Genomic DNA, 20,657 nt, shown 5'->3' with positions numbered 1-20,657 from the left:
CAATGAGCACAGAAATTAAAGTTCCTGTTCTTCCTGAGTCGGTTGCAGATGCTACCGTTGCTACATGGCATGTAAGTGTTGGCGACAAAGTAACTCGTGATCAAAACTTAGTAGACATTGAAACAGATAAAGTGGTTCTAGAAGTTGTTGCACAGCACGACGGTGTAATTACAGAGATATCACAAGAAGAAGGTGCAACCGTACTTGGCGATCAAGTTATGGGTTTACTTGGTGATGCTGATGCAGCGCCAGCAAGTGAAGGTTCAACTAAAGAAGAATCAGCACCAGCTAAATCAGAAGACGCGCCAGCGGCGCAATCAGCACCAGCATCAGAAGGTAAAGAAGTGGATATTAAAGTACCTGTACTTCCAGAATCAGTTGCAGACGCAACAATTGCTACATGGCATGTACAACCAGGTGACGCTGTAACACGCGACCAAAACTTGGTAGATATTGAAACAGATAAAGTTGTTCTTGAAGTAGTAGCTCAAGAAGATGGCATCATGGGTGATATCATTCACGGCGAAGGCGATACTGTATTAGGCGAGCAAGTAATTGGTTCGGTTAAAGCAGGCGGTACACCAGCGGCTCCAGCTGCAAAAGCAGACGCAGCGCCAGCAGCAGATTCAAGCGAAAGTTCAGATGTGTTAACTCCATCAGTTCGTCGTTTAATCGCTGAGAAAGGCTTAGACGCTTCTAAAATTAAAGGCACGGGTAAAAATGGTCGTGTAACTAAAGAAGACGTTGATACTTTCTTAAAAGCACCAGCGCCAGCGGCTAAAAAAGCAGAAGCTTCTGCTCCAGCAGCACCGATGGGCGATCGTACTCAAAAACGTGTTCCTATGACTCGTTTACGTAAAACGATTGCGACACGTCTTCTTGAAGCTAAAAACTCAACTGCAATGTTAACTACATTCAACGAAGTGAACATGGGACCAATCATGAGCCTTCGTAAGCAGTATCAAGAAACGTTTGAAAAGCGTCATGGTATTCGTTTAGGTTTCATGTCTTTCTACGTGAAAGCGGTAACTGAAGCACTTAAGCGTTTCCCAGATGTTAACGCATCTATTGATGGTGACGATATTGTTTACCACAACTATTTTGATATCAGCATTGCAGTATCTACTCCACGTGGTCTAGTTACTCCAGTACTTAAAGATTGTGACAAACTATCTGTTGCTGAAATCGAAAAAGGTATTCGTGAACTAGCACTTAAAGGTCGTGATGGTAAGCTAACGCTTGCTGATATGACGGGTGGTAACTTCACTATTACTAATGGTGGTGTATTTGGCTCATTACTATCTACACCTATCATTAACTTGCCACAATCTTCGATTTTGGGTATGCATAAAATCCAAGACCGTCCTATGGCAGTAAATGGTAAAGTTGAAATACTTCCTATGATGTATTTAGCACTTTCTTATGACCACCGCATCATTGATGGTAAAGAATCTGTTGGTTTCTTAGTGACTATTAAAGAGTTACTTGAAGATCCAACTCGCTTATTGCTAGATGTTTAATCTAGTTGTATGAAATGTAAGCTGTGAATGAACATTCACAGCTTTTTTTTTGCGCCTTTGGTCTTACTGGGGTTTTCATGTTAAGCCTTGGGATCTATACTAGGTGCGCAATTTGGGATAGTTGTTTATTTGAAAAAATATTCAGCTCTTTTAGTATAAAAAATTGGATAAAGCATCATGAATTTGCATGAGTATCAGGCAAAACAACTTTTTGCCGAATATGGTTTACCAGTTTCTACAGGTTACGCTTGCGATACACCTGAAGAAGCTGCTGCAGCTGCTGAAAAAATTGGCGGCGATATGTGGGTTGTTAAAACTCAGGTTCACGCAGGTGGACGTGGTAAAGCTGGCGGCGTAAAGCTAGTTAAAACTATCGAAGAAGTAAAAGCGTTTGCAGCTAACTGGTTAGGTAAAAACCTAGTTACTTACCAAACAGACGAGAAAGGCCAGCCAGTAGCTAAAATTTTAGTAGAAAGCTGTACTGACATTGCTAACGAATTGTACCTAGGTGCAGTAGTTGACCGTGCATCTCGTAAAGTAGTTTTCATGGCGTCTACTGAAGGCGGCGTTGAAATTGAAACTGTTGCTGAAGAAACACCAGAGCTTATCCACAAAGCAGAGATCGACCCGTTAGTTGGTCCTCAAGCTTACCAAGCACGTGAACTAGGTTTCAAATTGGGTCTTAACCCAGTACAAATGAAACAGTTTGTTAAGATCTTTATGGGTCTTGGTAAAATGTTCACTGATTTTGATTTCGCACTACTTGAAATCAACCCGTTAGTAATTACAGACGAAGGCAACCTTCACTGTCTTGACGGAAAAATCGGTATTGATGGTAATGCACTTTACCGTCAACCTAAAATCCGTGAATTCCACGATCCATCTCAAGAAGATGCTCGTGAAGCACACGCAGCAAGCTTCGAGCTTAACTACGTTGCTCTAGACGGTAATGTTGGTTGTATGGTTAACGGTGCAGGCCTAGCAATGGGTACTATGGACATCGTAAACCTACACGGCGGCAAGCCGGCTAACTTCTTGGATGTTGGTGGCGGTGCTACTAAAGAACGTGTTTCTGAAGCATTCAAAATCATTCTTTCTGACGACAATGTTAAAGCTGTTTTAGTAAATATCTTTGGCGGTATCGTACGTTGTGACATGATTGCTGAAGGCATCATTGGTGCAGTTAAAGAAGTTGGCGTAACCGTACCAGTAGTTGTACGTTTAGAAGGTACTAATGCTGAATTAGGTCGTGAAGTTCTTAAGAACTCTGGTCTAGATATCATTGCTGCTGAATCACTAACAGACGCTGCTGAAAAAGTTGTTGCTGCTGCGGAGGGCAAATAATGTCTGTATTAATCAATAAAGATACAAAAGTTATCTGTCAAGGTTTCACTGGTGGCCAAGGTACTTTCCACTCAGAGCAAGCGCTTGAGTATGGTACACAAATGGTTGGTGGTGTTAGCCCAGGTAAAGGCGGTCAAACGCACCTTGGTCTTCCTGTATTCAACACAGTTCGTGATGCTGTAAAAGAAACTGGCGCAACTGCTTCAGTTATCTACGTACCAGCTCCTTTCTGTAAAGATGCAATCTTAGAAGCTATCGATGCTGGTATCGAGCTAATAGTTTGTATTACTGAAGGTATCCCTACACTTGATATGGTTGATGTTAAAATCAAACTAGATCAAACAGGTACTCGTATGATCGGTCCTAACTGCCCAGGTGTTATTACTCCTGGTCAAACTAAGATTGGTATCATGCCTGGTCATATCCACAAACCTGGTAAAGTAGGTATTGTTTCTCGCTCTGGTACTTTAACGTACGAAGCAGTTAAGCAAACTACTGATGCTGGTTTTGGTCAGTCTACGTGTGTTGGTATTGGTGGTGATCCAATTCCAGGTACTAACTTTATCGACGTTTTAGAAATGTTCGAAAAAGATCCACAAACTGAAGCAATCGTAATGATTGGTGAAATTGGTGGTACTGCAGAAGAAGAAGCTGCAGAGTACATCAAAGCTAACGTAACTAAACCTGTAGTATCTTACATTGCTGGTGTTACTGCACCAGAAGGTAAGCGTATGGGTCACGCTGGCGCAATCATCGCAGGCGGTAAAGGTACTGCTGATGAAAAATTTGCTGCATTAGAAGCTGCGGGCGTAAAAACTGTACGTTCACTTGCTGATATTGGTAAAGCACTTAAAGAGAAAACAGGCTGGTAATCGCTTGTTTCTTTTAAAAAGGCCCGCTTATGCGGGCCTTTTTGTTATCGGCGAAAAATATTTAGAATGGATAACTAATATGCTGAAAAAAGCGCACTGATAAATCTTGGCGCTGTTTATTTATAGTAAGCTCATCGGATAATGCGTGAATAGTTTTTTCTACTTGGTTCATAAACCGACCATACCCCATTTCATGCTTATCCTGGCTCGTCGCAACAATAACAAAGTGAAGTGTTTCTACTAATTTACTTGCTTCATAAAAATACTTGATTTGATTATCTTTTGATTCGATATCAAAGCTTAGCTTTTGTAACTCTGTATTACTTTCGCTTTTATCTATTTTACTATTTCGAACAATAGGCGTAGCACCATTAGCTACCATCGCACCATGGTTTAGTTTGTTATTTTGACACGCACGAATAAATGCATAAGCAAAATAATCATAAAACTTATCAAAATCGTTATTGTTCATCAATGTTTGAAATTGTGTTTTGATTGCACGAGAGACCGGGATAGTAAATGTTGCATAAGTCATTTCAGCATAGTCACCCGGTATATTGCAGTGCCTTGACTGGTAACGAGGGTAGAGGCTTCTTAGTTTATATCCGTAGCTCTCTTTATTACCTTTATCTTTAGCAAATAAATCGTAAGTTAAATGCTGGTGATCTCTAAGTTTAAATTGAGGTTGATTTAAAAATAACTGTTCTTGTAGCAGGTTTAATACTTTTTGTACTTTATTGTGGAACAAGGCCGAATTTGCACGTAAATCGTCACCCGTGGCTAAAAACAACAAACGTATTTTTTTACTTTTTTTGTCTGGTGTGTAATGCAGTTTATGTGCTTCGTGATAACGAGGATTATAAAAAAACAGCATTTGCTTATCGGTTTCTAGCTGGTATGACTCATCATGAAAACGCACAACGGGTAGTTTATCGTTCGCTAGTAAATGCACATTATAAATTTCATATTCATCGCAACATGCAAATAACTGACGAGCAATGCGCTTATAACAGCAGTTAATATTACTAAAGCTATTAAAAAATGCTTCATCAGGCGTTATTTCGGCCAGTAAGTAGTGATTGGCGCGCGCATTGGTTGGAATATATACACGATGTTGATTAAGTGTAGCCATCTTCTAATCCTTATAAAGTAGGTTATTAGGCCACTATAATTGGCTTTGATGACTTAAATATTGCGTTAAAACAAATTTTATTCATAAACAAGCGTTCAGGTGAATTAAAGTTAACCAATATCTAAAATAAACCTTAATCTATTGCTGTATGTTAGTGTATGTTTTTGTAATAATGCATTAGTTTTGTTATTACGTAATATTTAGAGGACTGCACTCCTATGGCGGAAACTGAAAATCGCCCAAGTAACTTTATTAGAACCCGAATTGATGAAGACTTATCAAGTGGAAAACATGCCACTACGCATACACGTTTCCCACCTGAACCAAATGGCTTTTTGCATATTGGTCATGCCAAATCAATTTGTTTAAATTTTGGTATCGCAAAAGATTACAATGGTTTATGTAACCTACGTTTCGACGATACAAACCCAGAAAAAGAAGATATTAACTACGTTAATTCTATAAAAGAAGATGTTCAGTGGTTAGGTTTCAATTGGGATGGCGATATAAAGTATTCTTCTAATTATTTTGATACTTTATATGGCTACGCTGTTGAGTTAATTGAAAAAGGCTTAGCGTACGTTTGTTTTTTAACAGCCGATCAAGCACGTGAATATCGTGGCACATTAAAAGAGCCAGGTAAAAACAGCCCTTACAGAGATACATCAGTTGAAGAAAACCTAGCGTTATTTGAAAAAATGCGTGCTGGTGAATTCAAAGAAGGTGAATGTGTTCTGCGTGCTAAAATTGATATGGCAAGCTCATTTATGGTGCTTCGCGATCCAATTATTTATCGCGTACGTTTTGCCCATCATCACCAAACAGCTGACAAGTGGTGCATTTACCCAATGTACGACTTTACACACTGTATTTCTGATGCGCTAGAAGGTATAACGCACTCATTATGTACACTTGAGTTTCAAGATAATCGCCGTTTGTATGACTGGGTACTTGATAACATCAGCTTGGAATGTCATCCGCAACAAATTGAGTTTTCACGCTTAAACCTTGAATACACAATTATGTCTAAGCGCAAGCTAAGCGACTTAGTGGTAAACAACCATGTAGAGGGGTGGGATGACCCACGTATGCCTACAATTGCAGGTCTACGTCGTCGTGGTTATACGCCTGGTTCTATTCGTGAGTTTTGTTTACGTATTGGTGTGACAAAGCAAGAGAATATGGTCGAAATGGGCATGCTAGAAGCGTGTATCCGTGAAGACTTAAACGAAAATGCACCACGCGCAATGGCTGTGCTCGATCCTGTTAAAGTTGTTATTGAAAACTACGATGCAGACAAGGTTGAAGTTTTATCTGTGGCAAATCACCCAAATAAAGAAGAAATGGGTCGTCGTGATGTACCGTTTACTCGCGAAATTTACATTGAACGAGAAGACTTTAAAGAAGAAGCAAATAACAAATTTAAACGTTTAGTACTTGATAAAGAAGTACGCTTACGTGGTGCTTATGTTATTAAAGCACAGCGTGTTGAAAAAGACGAAAACGGTGAAATAACAACTATCTTTTGTACTTACGATACAGAAACACTCGGTAAAAACCCAAGTGATGGACGTAAAGTAAAAGGTGTTATTCACTGGGTTTCAGCGCCGGAGTCTATTACAGCAGAAGTTCGTTTATACGACCGTTTGTTTAGTGTGCCAAACCCAGCAGCCGCTGATGAATTTGAAACAACATTAAACCCAGAGTCACTGGTAGTTTTAGCAAACGCCAAGTTAGAGCCATCGCTTGCTAATTCACAAGCAGAGCAGGGCTTTCAGTTTGAGCGTACAGGTTATTTCTCTCGTGATTCTAAATCAGAGAATGTTGTATTTAATCAAACAGTGGGTCTTCGCGATTCATGGTCTAAAACTCAATAAATAATATCTAAATATCTCCAGTATTTACTGGGGATATTCATTACAAGCGTATTTTAGACACAAAAAAACCTGCAATTAGCAGGTTTTTTTTACTTTAAAAGCGGTATTAGCTGTTTGCGTCGCTAAATTCTTTACACGCTGCTTTATCGTTACACTCACCGTATAAATATAAAGAATGGTTTGTCAGTGTTATACCATTTGCTTCAGAAATTTCTAATTGACGACGTTCAATCATTTCATCTTCAAATTCTACAACTTTACCACATTTCAAACATACTAAATGATCGTGGTGAGTGCTTCCAGAAAGTTCAAATACAGACTTTCCACCTTCAAAGTGATGACGGCTTACAATACCTGCATCATCAAATTGGTTAAGTACACGATATACCGTTGCAAGACCAATTTCTTCACCTAGGTCCAAAAGAATTTTGTAAACATCTTCAGCGCTGATGTGTTGGTTATCTGGAGATTGTAAAATCTCTAATATTTTAATTCGCGGTAAAGTTACTTTTAAACCGGCTTTTTTAAGTTCCAAGTTATGATCAGTCATTAAATCTGTCTCAATTTTATTTGGTTATACTAGACATCTTGCAAAGATGTACACGACACATTAGCAACAAACAGGATAACGTGCCTAAGCGTTAAGTGCAAAGAACAATTGATTTATATTGCCACTAAAGCTTAAAACGCTAACTGTTTGATAATTATTTAAACAGCTAGCGATATATGCAGTAAATTAGTCAGCTAATTCACTTAAACACATTTCTTCATATACTTGAGCAGACCATGCTTTAACACGTTGTTCTGTAAGTTCTGGTTGACGGTCTTCGTCGATACCCAAACCTACAAAATGCTTATCATCAGCCATGCCTTTAGATGCTTCAAAGTCATAGCTTTCGCTCGGCCAATGACCAACAACAATAGCGCCACGTTCAGTAACGATATCGTTGATCATGCCCATCGCATCTAAAAAGTACTCAGCGTAATCTTCTTGGTCTCCACAACCAAAAATAGCAACAAGTTTACCTTCAAAGTCTACTTCTTCAAGTTCTGGAAAAAAGTCATCCCAGTCACATTGTGCTTCGCCGTAGTACCAAGTAGGGATACCGAATAAGATTAAATCAAATTCAGCAATCTCTTCTTTAGAGCTTTTTGCAATATCATGAACAGCCACTAGCTTTTTACCCAATTCTTTTTGGATCATTTTTGCTACGTGTTCTGTGTTACCTGTGTCACTTCCGAAAAAAATGCCTACACTTGCCATGGATTTAAAACCTTTTATGTATCAATAGCCAATCTTTCTTGTAAAATCGTTTCAATCAGCGCACTGCGGCTAATATTTTGTGCATCTGCCATATCACTCAATGCTTGATATAACTGCGATGAAACTTTAAATTCAACACGCTTTAAGCCACGTGCTTTATCTCTTTTTATTTGATTACGTTTATTTACCTTTAACTGCATATCCCGTGAAAGGGGATTGGTTTTAGGTCTGCCTGGGCGTTTTTCGTATTCAAATAAATCGAGTGTAGTTCTATCTGTTTCTGACTTCGCCATGCTTAACCTACACCTGCGCCTTGCCAAAATACTTGAATAAGACCTTTAGCAATAAAGCCTGAACAACCTAAAAAGAGCACACCCCAGACAATGTATTGTCCGAACTTAGGCACATTGCCACTTTTTAGTACGTCTTTAATTGCCATGCCGATGAATATGAAAATACCGGCTAAGCCAAAATACAACCCTAGGGTATCAAATTCGTTAATTAACTGACTGACCATCAACGTATAACCTTTAAATTAAACGGCGCGTACTATAGCATATAATTATTCATATATTTAGTGCGCAAAATCAAAAACACGCGATTAAAATTGCTTTAAACCGCAGTTAAAAAGTCGTTTATCGCTTTATTTACGGCAAGTGGCTTTTGAGCATGAAGCCAATGGCCTGCGCCATGAATTATTTTAGCCTTGGTATTTTTAAAGCGAGCTTTAATTGCAGTACGATGCTCGGGCAAAATATAGTCAGAATCATTACCTTTAATGAAAAGAGTATCGCATAAACAAGAATTGTTTTCATTAACATTGGATGTAATTGTAGAATATTTTTCGTCAAGCACATTTAAATTAAATCGCCATGCAAAATGACCTTCCTCATTTTTAGCGAGGCTTTTAAGTAGAAACTGTCGAACTCCCAGCTCTTCTATGTAAGGCTGCATTAGAGCATCAGCTTGTTTTCTATCGTCAATTGATTGTGCTGAAACCGCTTTTAATGCCTGTAATATTTTTGTGTGCCGAGCAGGGTAACTAACAGGTGCTATATCAAGTACAACAAGCTTATTTACAAGTTCAGGATGTGTAAGCGCTAATTCCATTGCCACTTTACCACCCATAGAGTGCCCAACTAAATGTGCTTTATCTATGTTCAAATGTGCTAATAACTCAACAATATCTTGTGCCATTGCTGGGTAGTTCATTTCATCACTATGAGGAGAAAGCCCGTGGTTACGTAAATCAACGTTAATAACAGTAAAGTGTTCACTTAATGGTTTTGCTATTACATTTAGGTTTTCTAATGATCCAAAAAGCCCATGTATCAAAATAACATTAGGACCTTGCCCTTGTTGCTTGTAATTTAACTGCATACCCGCCTCCTGAAAATTTCGCCATAGTTTGCCGAGCATTGCTCTAAAAAGCAAAAAATACAGCGACTATTTATTAAATTGGGCTTTTGTTTGTTAAATCAACAACAATGAGGTAAATATTAATATGTTTACGGGAGTGCTTGTTGTAACTCGCATTTCTGATTGGTTTGGGTATAATCACACGGGAGAAAAAAATGTGACCCGTAATGACAGGAAGAACATGAAACAAATCGACATAGACGACGAGTTATATCAATATATTGCTAGCAATACGCAAAGTATTGGTGAAAGTGCATCCACTATTTTACGTCGTTTATTAAATCTGAGCGGCGAAAAAATTCAAACCGCAAACGTAGAACTAACTCAAAATAATCAAACTGCGACTACGTCTACCGCCACATTAAAAAGCTCAGAGCCATCTGCTGCTGAGACTTCAAAAAAACAAACGCCTGTAGCTCACGCACCCGTGAAGCAAAAAAGCGATAATGTTTTTAATGTATTAAATAAAGAAGAGCTGGCAATGCAAAAAGGTGTTGTTGGACGCTTTTTGTTTATTTTAAGTGCATTTTACCGCACACATAAAACTGATTTTTCTGCGGTATTAGACATAAAAGGGCGTGACCGTGTTTACTTTGCTACTAGTAAAGAAGCTTTAGTAAATAGCGGTAGTAGTATGAATCCTAAAAACATAACCGATAGTGAATATTGGGTTATGACTAATTCTAATACAACGCGTAAAAAAATGATGCTTCATGAAGTTGCTCTTTGCCTTGGATATAGTGCAGAGCAAGCTGAAAAAATTCGCGATTACCTGTAAGGAAATATAATGGCTATTCACTCAGGCGCAGGCAAAACTGCTCCACAATCGGCACTGGTTAACGTACCTAAATTAGTATCTGCGTATTACTTAAATGAACCTGATCTTGAACAAAATCCAGAGCATTGTGTTGCCTTTGGTACCTCAGGCCACCGTGGTTGTTCTTACGATGTTAAATTTAACGAGTCACACATTCTAGCGATTACTCAGGCTATTTGTGATTACAGAAAACAAAATGACATATTTGGTCCGTTATTTTTAGGCAAAGACACACACGCATTGAGTGAAGCCGCATTTAACTCTGCAATAGAAGTACTTGTTGCGAATGAAGTGCAAGTGATCACACAAGAAGATGGTGATTTTACGCCAACACCAGTGATTAGCCATGCAATCGTTAGCCACAATAAGCTACACCCAAATGAATTAGCAGACGGGATTGTTGTTACGCCTTCGCATAACCCTCCTGAAGATGGTGGCTTTAAATACAACCCACCTAATGGCGGACCAGCAGATACCGACGTCACTAAATGGATTGAAGACAGAGCTAATCAACTTTTACTAGAAGATTTAGTTGAAGTTGAGTTATTCCCATTCGCTAAGGCATCGCGTTCTGGCTTTATCCGCTACGAAGATTTAATGACTCCTTATATTGATGACTTAGCAAATATCGTTAATTTAAAAGCAATTAGCGATGCAGGTATTAAAATTGGTATCGATCCACTAGGTGGTTCAGGTATTAATTTTTGGCCAGTCATTGCAAAAAAATATAATTTAGATTTAACCGTAGTTAATGATGTTGTTGATCCACGTTTTGCTTTTATGCCACTTGATAAAGACGGCAAAATTCGTATGGATTGTTCATCACCTTATTCAATGGCAAATCTTATTGCACTAAAAGATGATTTTGATGTGTCTATTGGTAACGACCCTGACTACGATCGTCACGGTATTGTAACGCCAGATGGTTTGATGAATCCAAACCACTTTTTGGCAGTCGCAATCGATTACTTACTTAAACACCGTGATTGGAACTCAAGCGTAGAAATTGGTAAAACATTGGTTTCTAGCTCTATGATCGACAAAGTAGCTGCTCGTAACAACCGTAAGGTTAAAGAAGTACCAGTAGGCTTTAAATGGTTTGTTGAAGGCTTAAGCAAAGGCAAGCTTGCCTTTGGTGGCGAAGAAAGCGCAGGTGCTGCATTCTTACGTTTTGATGGCTCTGTATGGTGTACAGATAAAGACGGCTTCATTATGGGTCTACTCGCTGCAGAAATACTTGCTGTGACAGGTAAAACGCCATCAGCGCTTTATAAAGAATTAGAACAAGAGTTTGGTTCTCCAATTTATAAACGCCTAGATGCACCAGCCACAAGCGGTCAAAAATCACGTTTACAAGCATTGAGTGCTTCTGATGTAAAAGCAGATACACTTGCTGGCGAGCCTATTTTGCAAAAATTGACTCATGCACCAGGTAACGATGCTGCCATTGGTGGTTTAAAAGTGGTTACTGAAAATGGCTGGTTTGCAGCCCGTCCATCAGGTACCGAAGATATTTATAAAATATACCTTGAATCATTTAAAGGTGAAGAGCATTTAGCGCTACTTGAAAAAGAAGCTAAAAAGCTTGTAGATTCAGTTATTAGCTAACTCAATCTAATGATTTTTAAAACGGCTGATTTATTCAGCCGTTTTTGTTTTTATACCTTATGTATTTATAAAATATATGCATAAGAGTCTACTCTCACATTATTTTTTAAAGGGCTTATTGCATGTCAGCCAATCCATCTTACTTAAATGAATTAAAACAAACTGGCGATTTTTTAACGCTTAGCCGTAATAACGAATGGCATTTAGATGCTGGTGAATTTACTTTAAATAATGGCACCCAAGTTACTATTCACGATACTGGCGTTATTGAATTTCAACCGGCCGTTACAACAACAAAAGACGTAGTGTATTCAAGTGCTGTACACGGTAACGAAACCGCGCCAATTGAAATTTGTGACTCACTCATTAAACAAATTATAAAAGGTGAGCTGATACTTAAACAGCGCGCTTTGTTTATTTACGGCAATCCACAATCAATTAATATTGGCCTGCGTTTTGTAGAAGAGAACCTAAATAGATTATTTAACGGTCACCATACAGTTGAAGGTGTACCTATGAATAATGAGCGTACCCGTGCTGCAAAGCTTGAGCAGTACGTAAGCGACTTTTATGCACGTGGTGAGCAGGGCAGCAGCCGATGCCATTACGATTTACATACGGCTATTCGTGGTTCTAAAAACGAAAAATTTGCTGTATATCCCTATTTGCATGGTAAGCCTTGGAAAAAATCGCAGTTACAATTTTTATTGAGCTGTGGTGTAAATACCGTGCTTATGATGAAATCTCCAGCAACAACATTTAGCTATTACTCATCATTTGTACATGGTGCTGATTCGTTTACTGTAGAGCTGGGCCAAGTTAAGCCATTTGGTGAAAACGACATGGCTCGCTTTGAAAAAACAAAGCAAACCTTAACTGCATTAATTAGTCAAAATGAAGTTGAATATCAAAAATTCAATTCAAACGATTTTGAATTGTTTGCTGTCCATCGCACAATTAATAGAACGCAGAACGATTTTAGTTTTCCTTTTTCTGACGATGCACAGAACTTTACGGGCTTTGCGAAGGGTGAGCTACTCGCTACAGATGGCGATACGCCTTATTATGCAGATGTTGAAGGGGAGGCAATTATTTTTCCAAATGCGCAAGTCGCTTTAGGGCAACGTGCACTTCTCACTGTTATACCAATGCAAATAGATAGCAATTTCGTCTAACAGCACTCATCAGACCACTGGTAACCTTAAGTTAACTATATGATTACTATTAATTAAAGTAAGCGTATCGTTAACTTGCCAGTTTTTTAATCAGTATTTACTTTTCTTTCGTCACAGATCTGTTGAATAACACTTTACGTTAACGTAAAGTGTTGGCAGCTTTAATTAAAGACAGTGCAGATGTTGCAAAGTTTATTCGCAACCATCACCCATAATAATAATCCACAGGGGCGCTGTTTTTCCGACAACAAAAGAAGGTAGGTTATGAGTAATCCCAATAACGTATCGCTGAATATTAATCATGATCTAGAATTTATAGATGGTAATGCGCTTAATATTCCAACCCTTAGTATTTTAACTGAGGACGGCGACATTCATCCTAGTGCAAACGCACCTGATATTTCAAAACATACCGCACTTAAATTATACGAAACCATGCGTTTTATTCGCTTGCTTGATGAACGTATGCAAGGCGCACAGCGCCAGGGCCGCGTAAGTTTTTATATGCAGTGTTTAGGCGAAGAAGCGGCCGTTACAGCCTCTGCTGCGGCGCTTGATCAAGACGATATGATTATGGCGCAATATCGCGAACAAGCCGCTCTTCATTATCGTGGTTTTACACTCGATCAATTTATGAACCAAATGTTTTCAAACGAATTGGATTTAGGCAAAGGTCGTCAAATGCCAATTCACTATGGTTCTAAAGCATTAAATTATATGACTATTTCGTCGCCGTTAGGTACACAAATACCACAGGCAACAGGTTATGCATATGGTCAAAAAATCAAACACATCGACGCTAAAACAGGTGAGCTTGCCAGCACAATTGATAACGTGACTATTTGTTATTTTGGTGAAGGCGCTGCATCTGAAGGTGACTTTCATGCTGGTTTAAATATGGCAGCAGTTCACAGAGCGCCGGTTATATTTTTTGCACGTAATAACGGCTATGCAATATCAACCCCTGCTGATGAGCAATTTAAAGGTGACGGTATTGCATCTCGTGGCGTGGGCTATGGAATTAAAACAATTCGTGTTGATGGCACAGATGCACTTGCTGTATATGCTGCGACTAAAAAAGCACGCGAAATAGCCTCTACACAAGGTGAACCAGTATTAATTGAGTCGATTGCGTATCGTTTAGGCGCTCACTCTACATCGGATGATCCAAGTGGTTATCGCTCTAAAGATGAAGAAGCGAATCATCAAACTTGCCCTATTGATAAGTTTAGAAAATGGCTTGTTAAGCAAGACTGGCTAAACGAAGATGACGATATAAAAGCAAAAGAGTCGATTCGTGAAGAAATTTTAGCCGCGCTTAAGCGTGCTGAAGTTGTTGCAAAGCCCGCTTTAGAAGAATTGGTATCTGACGTTTACGATACACCTATTCCATTATTGCAACGCCAGTACGAGCAACTAAAAGAACATATAAAACAGCATCCAGATGCCTACCCAATAACAGCAGGGAGAATTAAGTAATGGCTAAAATGAACATGCTACACGCAATTAACTCTGCGCTCGACATTACAATGAACGAACACCCTCAAGCCTGTATTTTTGGTGAAGATGTTGGTTACTTTGGTGGTGTTTTTAGAGCAACATCGGGCTTGCAAGAAAAGTACGGTAAACATCGTGTTTTTAATACGCCTTTAACCGAGCAAGGTATTTTAGGTTTTGCTAATGGCCTAGCTGCTTTTGGTGCACCAGCATTGGCAGAAATTCAATTTGCTGATTATATCTTCCCGGCGTTTGATCAAATAGTAAATGAAGCCGCTAAATTCCGTTATCGCAGTGGTAATGAGTTTAACGTGGGTAACTTAACTATTCGTACACCTTATGGCGGTGGTATTGCCGGTGGTTTATACCATTCACAATCACCAGAAGCGTATTTTGCACATACTCCAGGTTTGAAGGTAGTTGTACCGCGTAACCCTTATCAAGCTAAAGGTTTATTACGTGCATCAATTAAAGACGATAACCCGGTCATATTTTTTGAGCCTAAGCGTTTATATCGTGCATCAACTGGCGAAGTGCCAGAAGAAGATTACAGCATTGAATTAGGCACGGCTGAAGTAGTTCAAGAGGGTACCGATATTACGCTTTTAGCGTGGGGTGCTCAAATGGAGATTATTGAAGATGCAGCAAAGCAAGCAAGTGAGCAAGGTATAAGCTGTGAAGTTATTGACCTTCGTAGTATTTTACCATGGGATGTTGAAACGATTGCTAAATCGGTTATTAAAACCGGCCGTTTAATCGTGAGTCATGAAGCGCCTATAACCAATGGCTTTGGTGCAGAAATAGCCGCGACAATACAACAAGAGTGTTTCTTGCATTTAGAGTCGCCAATTTTACGTGTATGTGGTCTAGATACGCCATACCCGCTGGCACTTGAAAAAGAATACGTACCGGATGCACTAAAAGTGTTGGCTGCAATTAAACAATCAATGGATTTTTAGGGGTTACCATGGCTAAAGATTTTATATTACCCGATATTGGTGAAGGCATTGTTGAGTGCGAAGTAGTTGAATGGCTAGTACAAGAAGGCGATACCGTATCTGAGGATCAGCCAATTTGTGATGTAATGACAGACAAAGCATTAGTACAAATTCCGGCAGTGCATGATGGCGTAATTTCAAAGCTTTATTATCAAAAAGGTGAAATTGCTAAAGTACATGCGCCGTTGTTTGCTATGGATGTAGCCGGTGAAAGTGTAAATAATGAAGCTGTTCAAGAAGACGTTATAACTGAGACGCAAACAAACACTAGCCCAACTGATTTGTTAGAAGACTTTATATTACCGGATATTGGTGAAGGTATTGTTGAGTGTGAGATTGTTGATTGGTTAGTTGCTGAAGGCGACAAAATAGAAGAAGACCAAGCGGTTTGTGACGTAATGACCGACAAAGCATTAGTACAAATTCCGGCAAAATATACAGGTACAGTGCAAAAGTTATATTATCAAAAAGGCGAAATAGCCAAAGTACATAGCCCGTTGTTTCAAATGACAATTGCGGGCAGTGCAGCTAAGCCAAATGTTGATATAAACCAAGCAGTCGTAAAGGCACAAACTAATGCTGTAGTTGAAAAAACAGCACCGGTTGTTAAAACGCAGCAAGCTACTAAAATTATCAACCAAAAAGCGGTGGCATCACCTGCGGTTCGTCGTAAAGCACGCGAACTTGATGTTGATTTAACCTGTGTACCAGGTAGTGGTAAAAATGGACGTATTTACAAGCAAGATATTGAAGAGTTTGTAAAAGGCGAAGTGCCAAATACCATTGATACTTCACCGCTAAATAATGCAGTTACAAGTAATGAGCGCCGTGTAGCGCCAGAGCCACAACAATCTCAGGTTGGTGATACGCGTGTAGAGCCTATTAAAGGCATTAAAGCGGCTATGGCTAAGCAAATGGTGGCATCGGTTTCAACTATTCCGCACTTTACGTTCAGTGACGAAATAGATTTAACACAGCTTATAGCTTTGCGTAGCGCTTTAAAAGAGCAGTACAAAGCACAGGGCGTTAAGCTCACAATGATGCCATTTTTTGTAAAAGCACTCTCGCTAGCTATGAAAGAATACCCAGTACTTAATTCAAAAGTGAACGATGAATGCTCAGAGCTTACTTATTATAACGATCATAATATTGGTATAGCGGTTGATTCAAAAATTGGTTTATTAGTGCCTAATATTAAATCGTGTCAGAGTAAGAGCATTGTTGATGTGGCAAATGATTTAACACGCTTAACTCATTCAGCGCGAGAAGGACGTGTTGCACCGGATGATTTAAAAGGTGGGACAATTAGCATCTCTAATATTGGTGCGATTGGTGGCACTATTGCGAGCCCTATTATTAATAAGCCTGAAGTGGCGATTGTTGCGCTAGGTAAACTGCAGCATTTACCGCGTTTTGACGAAAGTGGGCAGGTTGTGAGTAAAGCTATTATGCAAGTGAGTTGGTCTGGCGATCATCGCGTTATTGATGGCGGCACTATTGCTCGCTTTAATAACCTATGGAAATCGTATCTAGAAAACCCATCTGCAATGATGATGGCTATGAGTTAATAGCTAAATTGCTAATATGTGATAAAAACCAGCTTTTAGCTGGTTTTTTGTTTTAATGTGCGCTGTTTTTAATTAAGATACAAATGTTACTAAAAAGTAATTAGACTAACCCCGTTAGGGAATATAAAAAATAACACTAAGGAAATTTTATGGAATACTTTATGGAAGCAATGCGTCGTTATACAGATTTTAGTGGTCGTACACGTCGTAAAGACTTTTGGATGTTCATACTTTTTTATGCAATATTTTACGTTGTATGCGCAGTTGTTGATGGTGTTATAGGTACAGCTCCTATAGTTACTACTTTATTTAGTTTAGCTATGTTAATACCATCGATAAGTATCGCAGCTAGACGTTTACACGACACAGGTCGTTCAGGCTGGTGGCAGTTAATAGCATTGATCCCTTTAATTGGTGCTATTGTATTACTGGTTTTCTACGTATTGGATTCACATCAGGGTGAAAACGATTTTGGTCCAAATCCAAAAGAATTAGCAGTAGAACCAACTACTGTATAAGTAAGAATAACTTAACATGTTAAAAGCTCAGCAATTGCTGAGCTTTTTTGTTTTTTTATTTCTCATTCTTTTAAATTTCAGCAAAAAAATACAACCCATAACCAACTATTAATGCGGGAATAGACGTATAAAGTGTAGCTATAACTGCAGCTTTGGGCGCCATTGCTATTGCTGGAAATAACGCATCACCATCGTTAGAAATTGCGTTTCCTGCTAAAGCACTAAAGGGAATAATGCCTTGAATATAAAGCGTTGTAACAATTATTTGCGGGCCACAGCCGGGTAAAAATCCAATAAGCACTGCAATTAATGGGGCTAAATAGGCGTAATGTACAAACCACGTTTTTAAATCAAGTCCTGCAATGTTAACCAAAATCTCAAATAGCATAAAAGAGGCTACAACCCATGCCGTTACAAAATGGGTATCTTGTAATACTTTTATTATTTTAGAGGTGGGGTTACATGCATCGTCTTCTGACGTTACTTCTTGATAGCTTTCACCTCTTGACGAAAGTGCCCAAATACTAACAATAAATAAAGCCATAACAGCGCCAAAAATACTAATAGTTGTATTTGTGTACTTACCAAACTGACTAAAATCAATATTAAAGGCGATTAAAAAGGCAATAATAAGGCTTGGGATAATTGCTATCATCCACACAGGTTTACTGATTTTAATAATATTAGTTGAGAGTATTTTGATTTGGTGCTTTTGTTCTTGCGCTGTAGGGCGTAAAAAATCACTTTTGTGAATTGCATTAAGCAGTAAACCACTAAATGTACCAACAGCTAACCCTATTCCCATAATTAACAAGCCTTCAGTAGGGCGCGTAGCAAGTAATAAAAATGCAGCATCGCCCATTGTGGCTGTTAATACGGCAACAATAGCACCAAAGCTTGCTTGGCCTTTTGTAAATTGAGTTACCACAATAATTGCACCACCACAGCCTGGTAATGCCCCTAAAATAGCGGCAAAGCTTATTTCTAGAACCGGTGATTTTGCGCTTAAATAACTAAGCTCTAATTGAGGTAAGTGTTCTATAGCGTAGTAATAAATTAAAAGGGTTGCAGCAACAAATACACTCACCTGAAAAAAGGCATCTCTCAGTGCGGTCATTGTTATTTCGCGTAATTGCGGTATTGCAAGGCAAGTTAAAATAAATAAAGGCAGCAGTAAGCGTTTATTTTGGCTCAAAAATCGTTTTGAGGCAGGAGTAATAAAACCAATGTGAGGGAGTGAAATCATACAATGCGACCTAATAAATTAACTAGGTCACACTGTATATTTTAGTTAAATGATAATCAATATCATTTGCATCTATTTAAATCGATTACTCTGTTTGAGTTTTTCGATAGCTAAACTCAAGTCGCTTTAAACTTGAATTTAAGACTGTGATTAAATAGGGCTACTTGCGTTGAAATTCTGAATTTGCATTCCATGTTGGCCATTGCTCTTGCTCAGAAATATCAAAACCTACTTTATAAAATAACTGCAAGTCTTGAACCGCACCCGATAAATCCCATTCATCGCGGTAACGGTCACATGGTTGATGGTAACAACCGCGAAGTACTAAGCTCATACGTTTACGGTAGTTAGCTGTTTCTTCATCAGCAGCAACAGTACCGCCACCTGCGTACATGGCTGGAATACCCATATTAGCAAATGCAAAGTGATCAGAGCGGTAATAGCCACCTGATGATGGTTTAGGATCGCCAGATATTGTTCTGCCTTGCTCTTTAGCCGCAGTTTCTAAAAACTCATCCATTTGTGATTTACCAATACCAACCACATTCATGTCTTTTACTTTGCCTAATAAATTTAAGCTATCCATGTTTATGTTAGCCACTGTTTTATTAGCTGCAATGACTGGATTAGCTGCATAGTACTTAGAGCCTAATAAACCTTGCTCTTCAGCAGTTACCGCTAAAAAGGTCATTGAGCGGCTAGGATGCTTAGGTAATTTAGTAAAGGCTTCGGCTACTTCAATTAGCCCGGCTGTGCCAGTTGCGTTGTCGTGAGCACCGTTATAAATTTGATCGCCTTTACGCGTTTTATCTGTACCTAAGTGATCCCAGTGAGCTGAGTAAATAACATGCTCATCTGGTTGCTCACTTCCTGGTAAAGTAGCAATAAAGTTGTACGACACCGACTTTTTAATCGTATTTTTAATACTAACAGAAGCGGTTAAGTCACCCATATCAACATGGTAAGCACCTTTAGCTGCGTTTACTTTCGCAGTATCAAAATCTAAACCGGCTTTAGCAAAAAGTTCTTTTGCTACGTCAGTTGTAACCCAGCCTTCAACTGCAACACGGTCCATATTGTTGTTTTCTTTTTGAAAACCAAACTGCTCGCCGCTCCACGAGTTTTCAACAACCGACCACGGGTAAGATGCGGGTGCTGTTTCATGAATAATAATTGCACCAGCGGCACCTTGGCGACTCGCTTCTTCGTATTTGTATGTCCAACGACCATAATAGGTCATCGCATCGCCAGTAAATAAAGCGGGATCTTTTGTTGCAAAGCCCGGATCGTTAACCAGCATTACCACTGTTTTGCCTTTAACGTCTAAGCCTTCGTAGTCATTCCAGTTATATTCAGGTGCATTAACGCCATAACCCACAAATACAAGTTCTGAGTTTTCTATGCCTTCTTGTGCGCTAATTCGGCTACTACCCATAACCATGTCTTTTTTGTATTGGTAATCTTTACCACCAATATTAAGCACCATGTTCGAATCTGCTTCTAAAGAAACTAACGGTACTTCTTGTAAGTAACTATCGCCGTTACCAGGAGCCAAACCTAAAGCTTTAAACTGCGCAGTTAAATAATCAAGCGTTAGCTTTTCGCCAGGCGATGAAGGAGCACGGCCACCAAATTCGTCCGAAGCGAGTACTTTTACATGTTTAGCCAGTTCATCAGCTTGAATACTGTTATAACCATTGGTTACATCAGTAGGCGTAATACTTGTTGTTGCACAGCCTGCTAAAACAGCAGTGGCAAGGAGTGTGAGAGAGAAATAATGTTTCATGTCAGCTCTTTTTTTG

Annotated in this window: 19 protein-coding genes; 11 read left to right on the top strand and 8 right to left on the bottom strand. The window is 39.1% G+C overall.

What is annotated here, in order from left to right; all coding sequences use genetic code 11:
• Window positions 1-2: 2 nt before the first annotated feature.
• The 3 genes from odhB (at window position 3) to sucD (ending at window position 3,736) form a co-directional block, all read left to right on the top strand.
• Window positions 3-1,520: a 2-oxoglutarate dehydrogenase complex dihydrolipoyllysine-residue succinyltransferase gene (odhB, locus tag GQR55_RS04615; RefSeq protein ID WP_166419626.1), complete on the top strand. Its 1,518-nt coding sequence runs from the start codon at window positions 3-5 to the stop codon at window positions 1,518-1,520.
• 177 nt (window positions 1,521-1,697) lie between these two features.
• A complete protein-coding gene (gene sucC, locus GQR55_RS04610; RefSeq protein WP_007586870.1) occupies window positions 1,698-2,864 on the top strand; it encodes an ADP-forming succinate--CoA ligase subunit beta in 1,167 nt (388 codons plus the stop codon).
• Window positions 2,864-3,736 carry a succinate--CoA ligase subunit alpha gene (sucD, locus tag GQR55_RS04605; RefSeq protein ID WP_007586864.1) on the top strand — a complete coding sequence of 291 codons (873 nt, stop codon included), beginning with the start codon at window positions 2,864-2,866 and terminating at the stop codon, window positions 3,734-3,736. The genes sucC and sucD overlap by 1 nt, the downstream gene beginning before the upstream one ends.
• 61 nt (window positions 3,737-3,797) lie before the next feature.
• Here sucD and GQR55_RS04600 read toward each other — a convergent pair whose 3' ends face one another.
• A complete protein-coding gene (locus tag GQR55_RS04600; RefSeq protein ID WP_166419625.1) occupies window positions 3,798-4,868 on the bottom strand; it encodes a DUF3083 family protein in 1,071 nt (356 codons plus the stop codon).
• A 218-nt stretch (window positions 4,869-5,086) separates the two neighbouring features.
• Here GQR55_RS04600 and glnS point away from each other — a divergent pair, with 218 nt between their 5' ends.
• Window positions 5,087-6,745 carry a glutamine--tRNA ligase gene (gene glnS, locus GQR55_RS04595; protein ID WP_166419624.1) on the top strand — a complete coding sequence of 553 codons (1,659 nt, stop codon included), beginning with the start codon at window positions 5,087-5,089 and terminating at the stop codon, window positions 6,743-6,745.
• A gap of 106 nt (window positions 6,746-6,851) precedes the next feature.
• On the opposite strand, the gene fur is transcribed toward glnS, so the two are convergent.
• The 5 genes from fur to GQR55_RS04570 form a co-directional block, all read right to left on the bottom strand.
• On the bottom strand, window positions 6,852-7,295 hold the full coding sequence (gene fur, locus GQR55_RS04590) for a ferric iron uptake transcriptional regulator (protein WP_166419623.1): 444 nt from the start codon (window positions 7,293-7,295) through the stop codon (window positions 6,852-6,854).
• A 186-nt stretch (window positions 7,296-7,481) separates the two neighbouring features.
• A complete protein-coding gene (gene fldA / locus GQR55_RS04585; RefSeq protein WP_007586856.1) occupies window positions 7,482-8,009 on the bottom strand; it encodes a flavodoxin FldA in 528 nt (175 codons plus the stop codon).
• Between the two features lie 14 nt (window positions 8,010-8,023).
• A complete protein-coding gene (ybfE, locus tag GQR55_RS04580; protein WP_002962928.1) occupies window positions 8,024-8,302 on the bottom strand; it encodes a LexA regulated protein in 279 nt (92 codons plus the stop codon).
• Window positions 8,303-8,304: 2 nt separating this feature from the next.
• Window positions 8,305-8,526, bottom strand: coding sequence for a DUF2788 domain-containing protein (locus GQR55_RS04575; protein WP_002962930.1), 222 nt, complete (start codon window positions 8,524-8,526; stop codon window positions 8,305-8,307).
• Between the two features lie 95 nt (window positions 8,527-8,621).
• The gene (locus GQR55_RS04570) at window positions 8,622-9,389 is read right to left on the bottom strand and encodes an alpha/beta fold hydrolase (RefSeq protein WP_007586854.1); all 768 of its coding nucleotides are present in this window, start codon (window positions 9,387-9,389) and stop codon (window positions 8,622-8,624) included.
• A 220-nt stretch (window positions 9,390-9,609) separates the two neighbouring features.
• Here GQR55_RS04570 and seqA point away from each other — a divergent pair, with 220 nt between their 5' ends.
• The 7 genes from seqA (at window position 9,610) to GQR55_RS04535 (ending at window position 17,609) form a co-directional block, all read left to right on the top strand.
• Window positions 9,610-10,206, top strand: coding sequence for a replication initiation negative regulator SeqA (seqA, locus tag GQR55_RS04565; RefSeq protein ID WP_024589204.1), 597 nt, complete (start codon window positions 9,610-9,612; stop codon window positions 10,204-10,206).
• Between the two features lie 9 nt (window positions 10,207-10,215).
• Window positions 10,216-11,853, top strand: a complete 1,638-nt coding sequence (gene pgm, locus GQR55_RS04560; protein ID WP_165727886.1) for a phosphoglucomutase (alpha-D-glucose-1,6-bisphosphate-dependent) — start codon at window positions 10,216-10,218, stop codon at window positions 11,851-11,853.
• A 122-nt stretch (window positions 11,854-11,975) separates the two neighbouring features.
• Window positions 11,976-13,028, top strand: a complete 1,053-nt coding sequence (astE, locus tag GQR55_RS04555; RefSeq protein ID WP_166419622.1) for a succinylglutamate desuccinylase — start codon at window positions 11,976-11,978, stop codon at window positions 13,026-13,028.
• A gap of 264 nt (window positions 13,029-13,292) precedes the next feature.
• The gene (locus tag GQR55_RS04550; RefSeq protein WP_166419621.1) at window positions 13,293-14,507 is read left to right on the top strand and encodes a thiamine pyrophosphate-dependent dehydrogenase E1 component subunit alpha; all 1,215 of its coding nucleotides are present in this window, start codon (window positions 13,293-13,295) and stop codon (window positions 14,505-14,507) included.
• Window positions 14,507-15,484, top strand: a complete 978-nt coding sequence (locus tag GQR55_RS04545; RefSeq protein WP_166419620.1) for an alpha-ketoacid dehydrogenase subunit beta — start codon at window positions 14,507-14,509, stop codon at window positions 15,482-15,484. The genes GQR55_RS04550 and GQR55_RS04545 overlap by 1 nt, the downstream gene beginning before the upstream one ends.
• Window positions 15,485-15,492: 8 nt before the next feature.
• Window positions 15,493-17,091, top strand: coding sequence for a dihydrolipoyllysine-residue acetyltransferase (locus tag GQR55_RS04540; RefSeq protein WP_166419619.1), 1,599 nt, complete (start codon window positions 15,493-15,495; stop codon window positions 17,089-17,091).
• 149 nt (window positions 17,092-17,240) lie between these two features.
• Entirely contained in the window at window positions 17,241-17,609 is a 369-nt protein-coding gene (locus tag GQR55_RS04535; protein WP_166419618.1) for a DUF805 domain-containing protein, read from the top strand.
• A 70-nt stretch (window positions 17,610-17,679) separates the two neighbouring features.
• On the opposite strand, the gene GQR55_RS04530 is transcribed toward GQR55_RS04535, so the two are convergent.
• Together GQR55_RS04530 and GQR55_RS04525 are read right to left on the bottom strand one after the other, a co-directional pair.
• On the bottom strand, window positions 17,680-18,855 hold the full coding sequence (locus tag GQR55_RS04530; RefSeq protein ID WP_166419617.1) for a putative manganese transporter: 1,176 nt from the start codon (window positions 18,853-18,855) through the stop codon (window positions 17,680-17,682).
• A gap of 160 nt (window positions 18,856-19,015) precedes the next feature.
• The gene (locus GQR55_RS04525) at window positions 19,016-20,641 is read right to left on the bottom strand and encodes a M28 family metallopeptidase (RefSeq protein WP_166419616.1); all 1,626 of its coding nucleotides are present in this window, start codon (window positions 20,639-20,641) and stop codon (window positions 19,016-19,018) included.
• Window positions 20,642-20,657 lie beyond the last annotated feature (16 nt).

The organism is Pseudoalteromonas sp. Z1A8, from assembly GCF_011378855.1.
Classification (GTDB): Bacteria; Pseudomonadota; Gammaproteobacteria; order Enterobacterales; family Alteromonadaceae; genus Pseudoalteromonas.
The sequence above is the reverse complement of the archived record's forward strand: the minus strand, read 5'-3'. Positions and strand labels throughout refer to the sequence as shown.

Bases quoted from the DNA above. Each gene is read 5' to 3' on its own strand.
- GQR55_RS04545 (WP_166419620.1), top strand. From the start codon at position 14,507: ATGGCTAAAATGAACATGCTACACGCAATTAACTCTGCGCTCGACATT.
- GQR55_RS04575 (WP_002962930.1), bottom strand. From the start codon at position 8,526: ATGGTCAGTCAGTTAATTAACGAATTTGATACCCTAGGGTTGTATTTT.
- glnS (WP_166419624.1), top strand. From the start codon at position 5,087: ATGGCGGAAACTGAAAATCGCCCAAGTAACTTTATTAGAACCCGAATT.
- ybfE (WP_002962928.1), bottom strand. From the start codon at position 8,302: ATGGCGAAGTCAGAAACAGATAGAACTACACTCGATTTATTTGAATAC.
- seqA (WP_024589204.1), top strand. From the start codon at position 9,610: ATGAAACAAATCGACATAGACGACGAGTTATATCAATATATTGCTAGC.
- sucD (WP_007586864.1), top strand. From the start codon at position 2,864: ATGTCTGTATTAATCAATAAAGATACAAAAGTTATCTGTCAAGGTTTC.
- GQR55_RS04530 (WP_166419617.1), bottom strand. From the start codon at position 18,855: ATGATTTCACTCCCTCACATTGGTTTTATTACTCCTGCCTCAAAACGA.
- GQR55_RS04540 (WP_166419619.1), top strand. From the start codon at position 15,493: ATGGCTAAAGATTTTATATTACCCGATATTGGTGAAGGCATTGTTGAG.
- sucC (WP_007586870.1), top strand. From the start codon at position 1,698: ATGAATTTGCATGAGTATCAGGCAAAACAACTTTTTGCCGAATATGGT.
- GQR55_RS04550 (WP_166419621.1), top strand. From the start codon at position 13,293: ATGAGTAATCCCAATAACGTATCGCTGAATATTAATCATGATCTAGAA.
- pgm (WP_165727886.1), top strand. From the start codon at position 10,216: ATGGCTATTCACTCAGGCGCAGGCAAAACTGCTCCACAATCGGCACTG.
- fur (WP_166419623.1), bottom strand. From the start codon at position 7,295: ATGACTGATCATAACTTGGAACTTAAAAAAGCCGGTTTAAAAGTAACT.
- GQR55_RS04525 (WP_166419616.1), bottom strand. From the start codon at position 20,641: ATGAAACATTATTTCTCTCTCACACTCCTTGCCACTGCTGTTTTAGCA.
- odhB (WP_166419626.1), top strand. From the start codon at position 3: ATGAGCACAGAAATTAAAGTTCCTGTTCTTCCTGAGTCGGTTGCAGAT.
- fldA (WP_007586856.1), bottom strand. From the start codon at position 8,009: ATGGCAAGTGTAGGCATTTTTTTCGGAAGTGACACAGGTAACACAGAA.
- GQR55_RS04600 (WP_166419625.1), bottom strand. From the start codon at position 4,868: ATGGCTACACTTAATCAACATCGTGTATATATTCCAACCAATGCGCGC.
- astE (WP_166419622.1), top strand. From the start codon at position 11,976: ATGTCAGCCAATCCATCTTACTTAAATGAATTAAAACAAACTGGCGAT.
- GQR55_RS04570 (WP_007586854.1), bottom strand. From the start codon at position 9,389: ATGCAGTTAAATTACAAGCAACAAGGGCAAGGTCCTAATGTTATTTTG.
- GQR55_RS04535 (WP_166419618.1), top strand. From the start codon at position 17,241: ATGGAATACTTTATGGAAGCAATGCGTCGTTATACAGATTTTAGTGGT.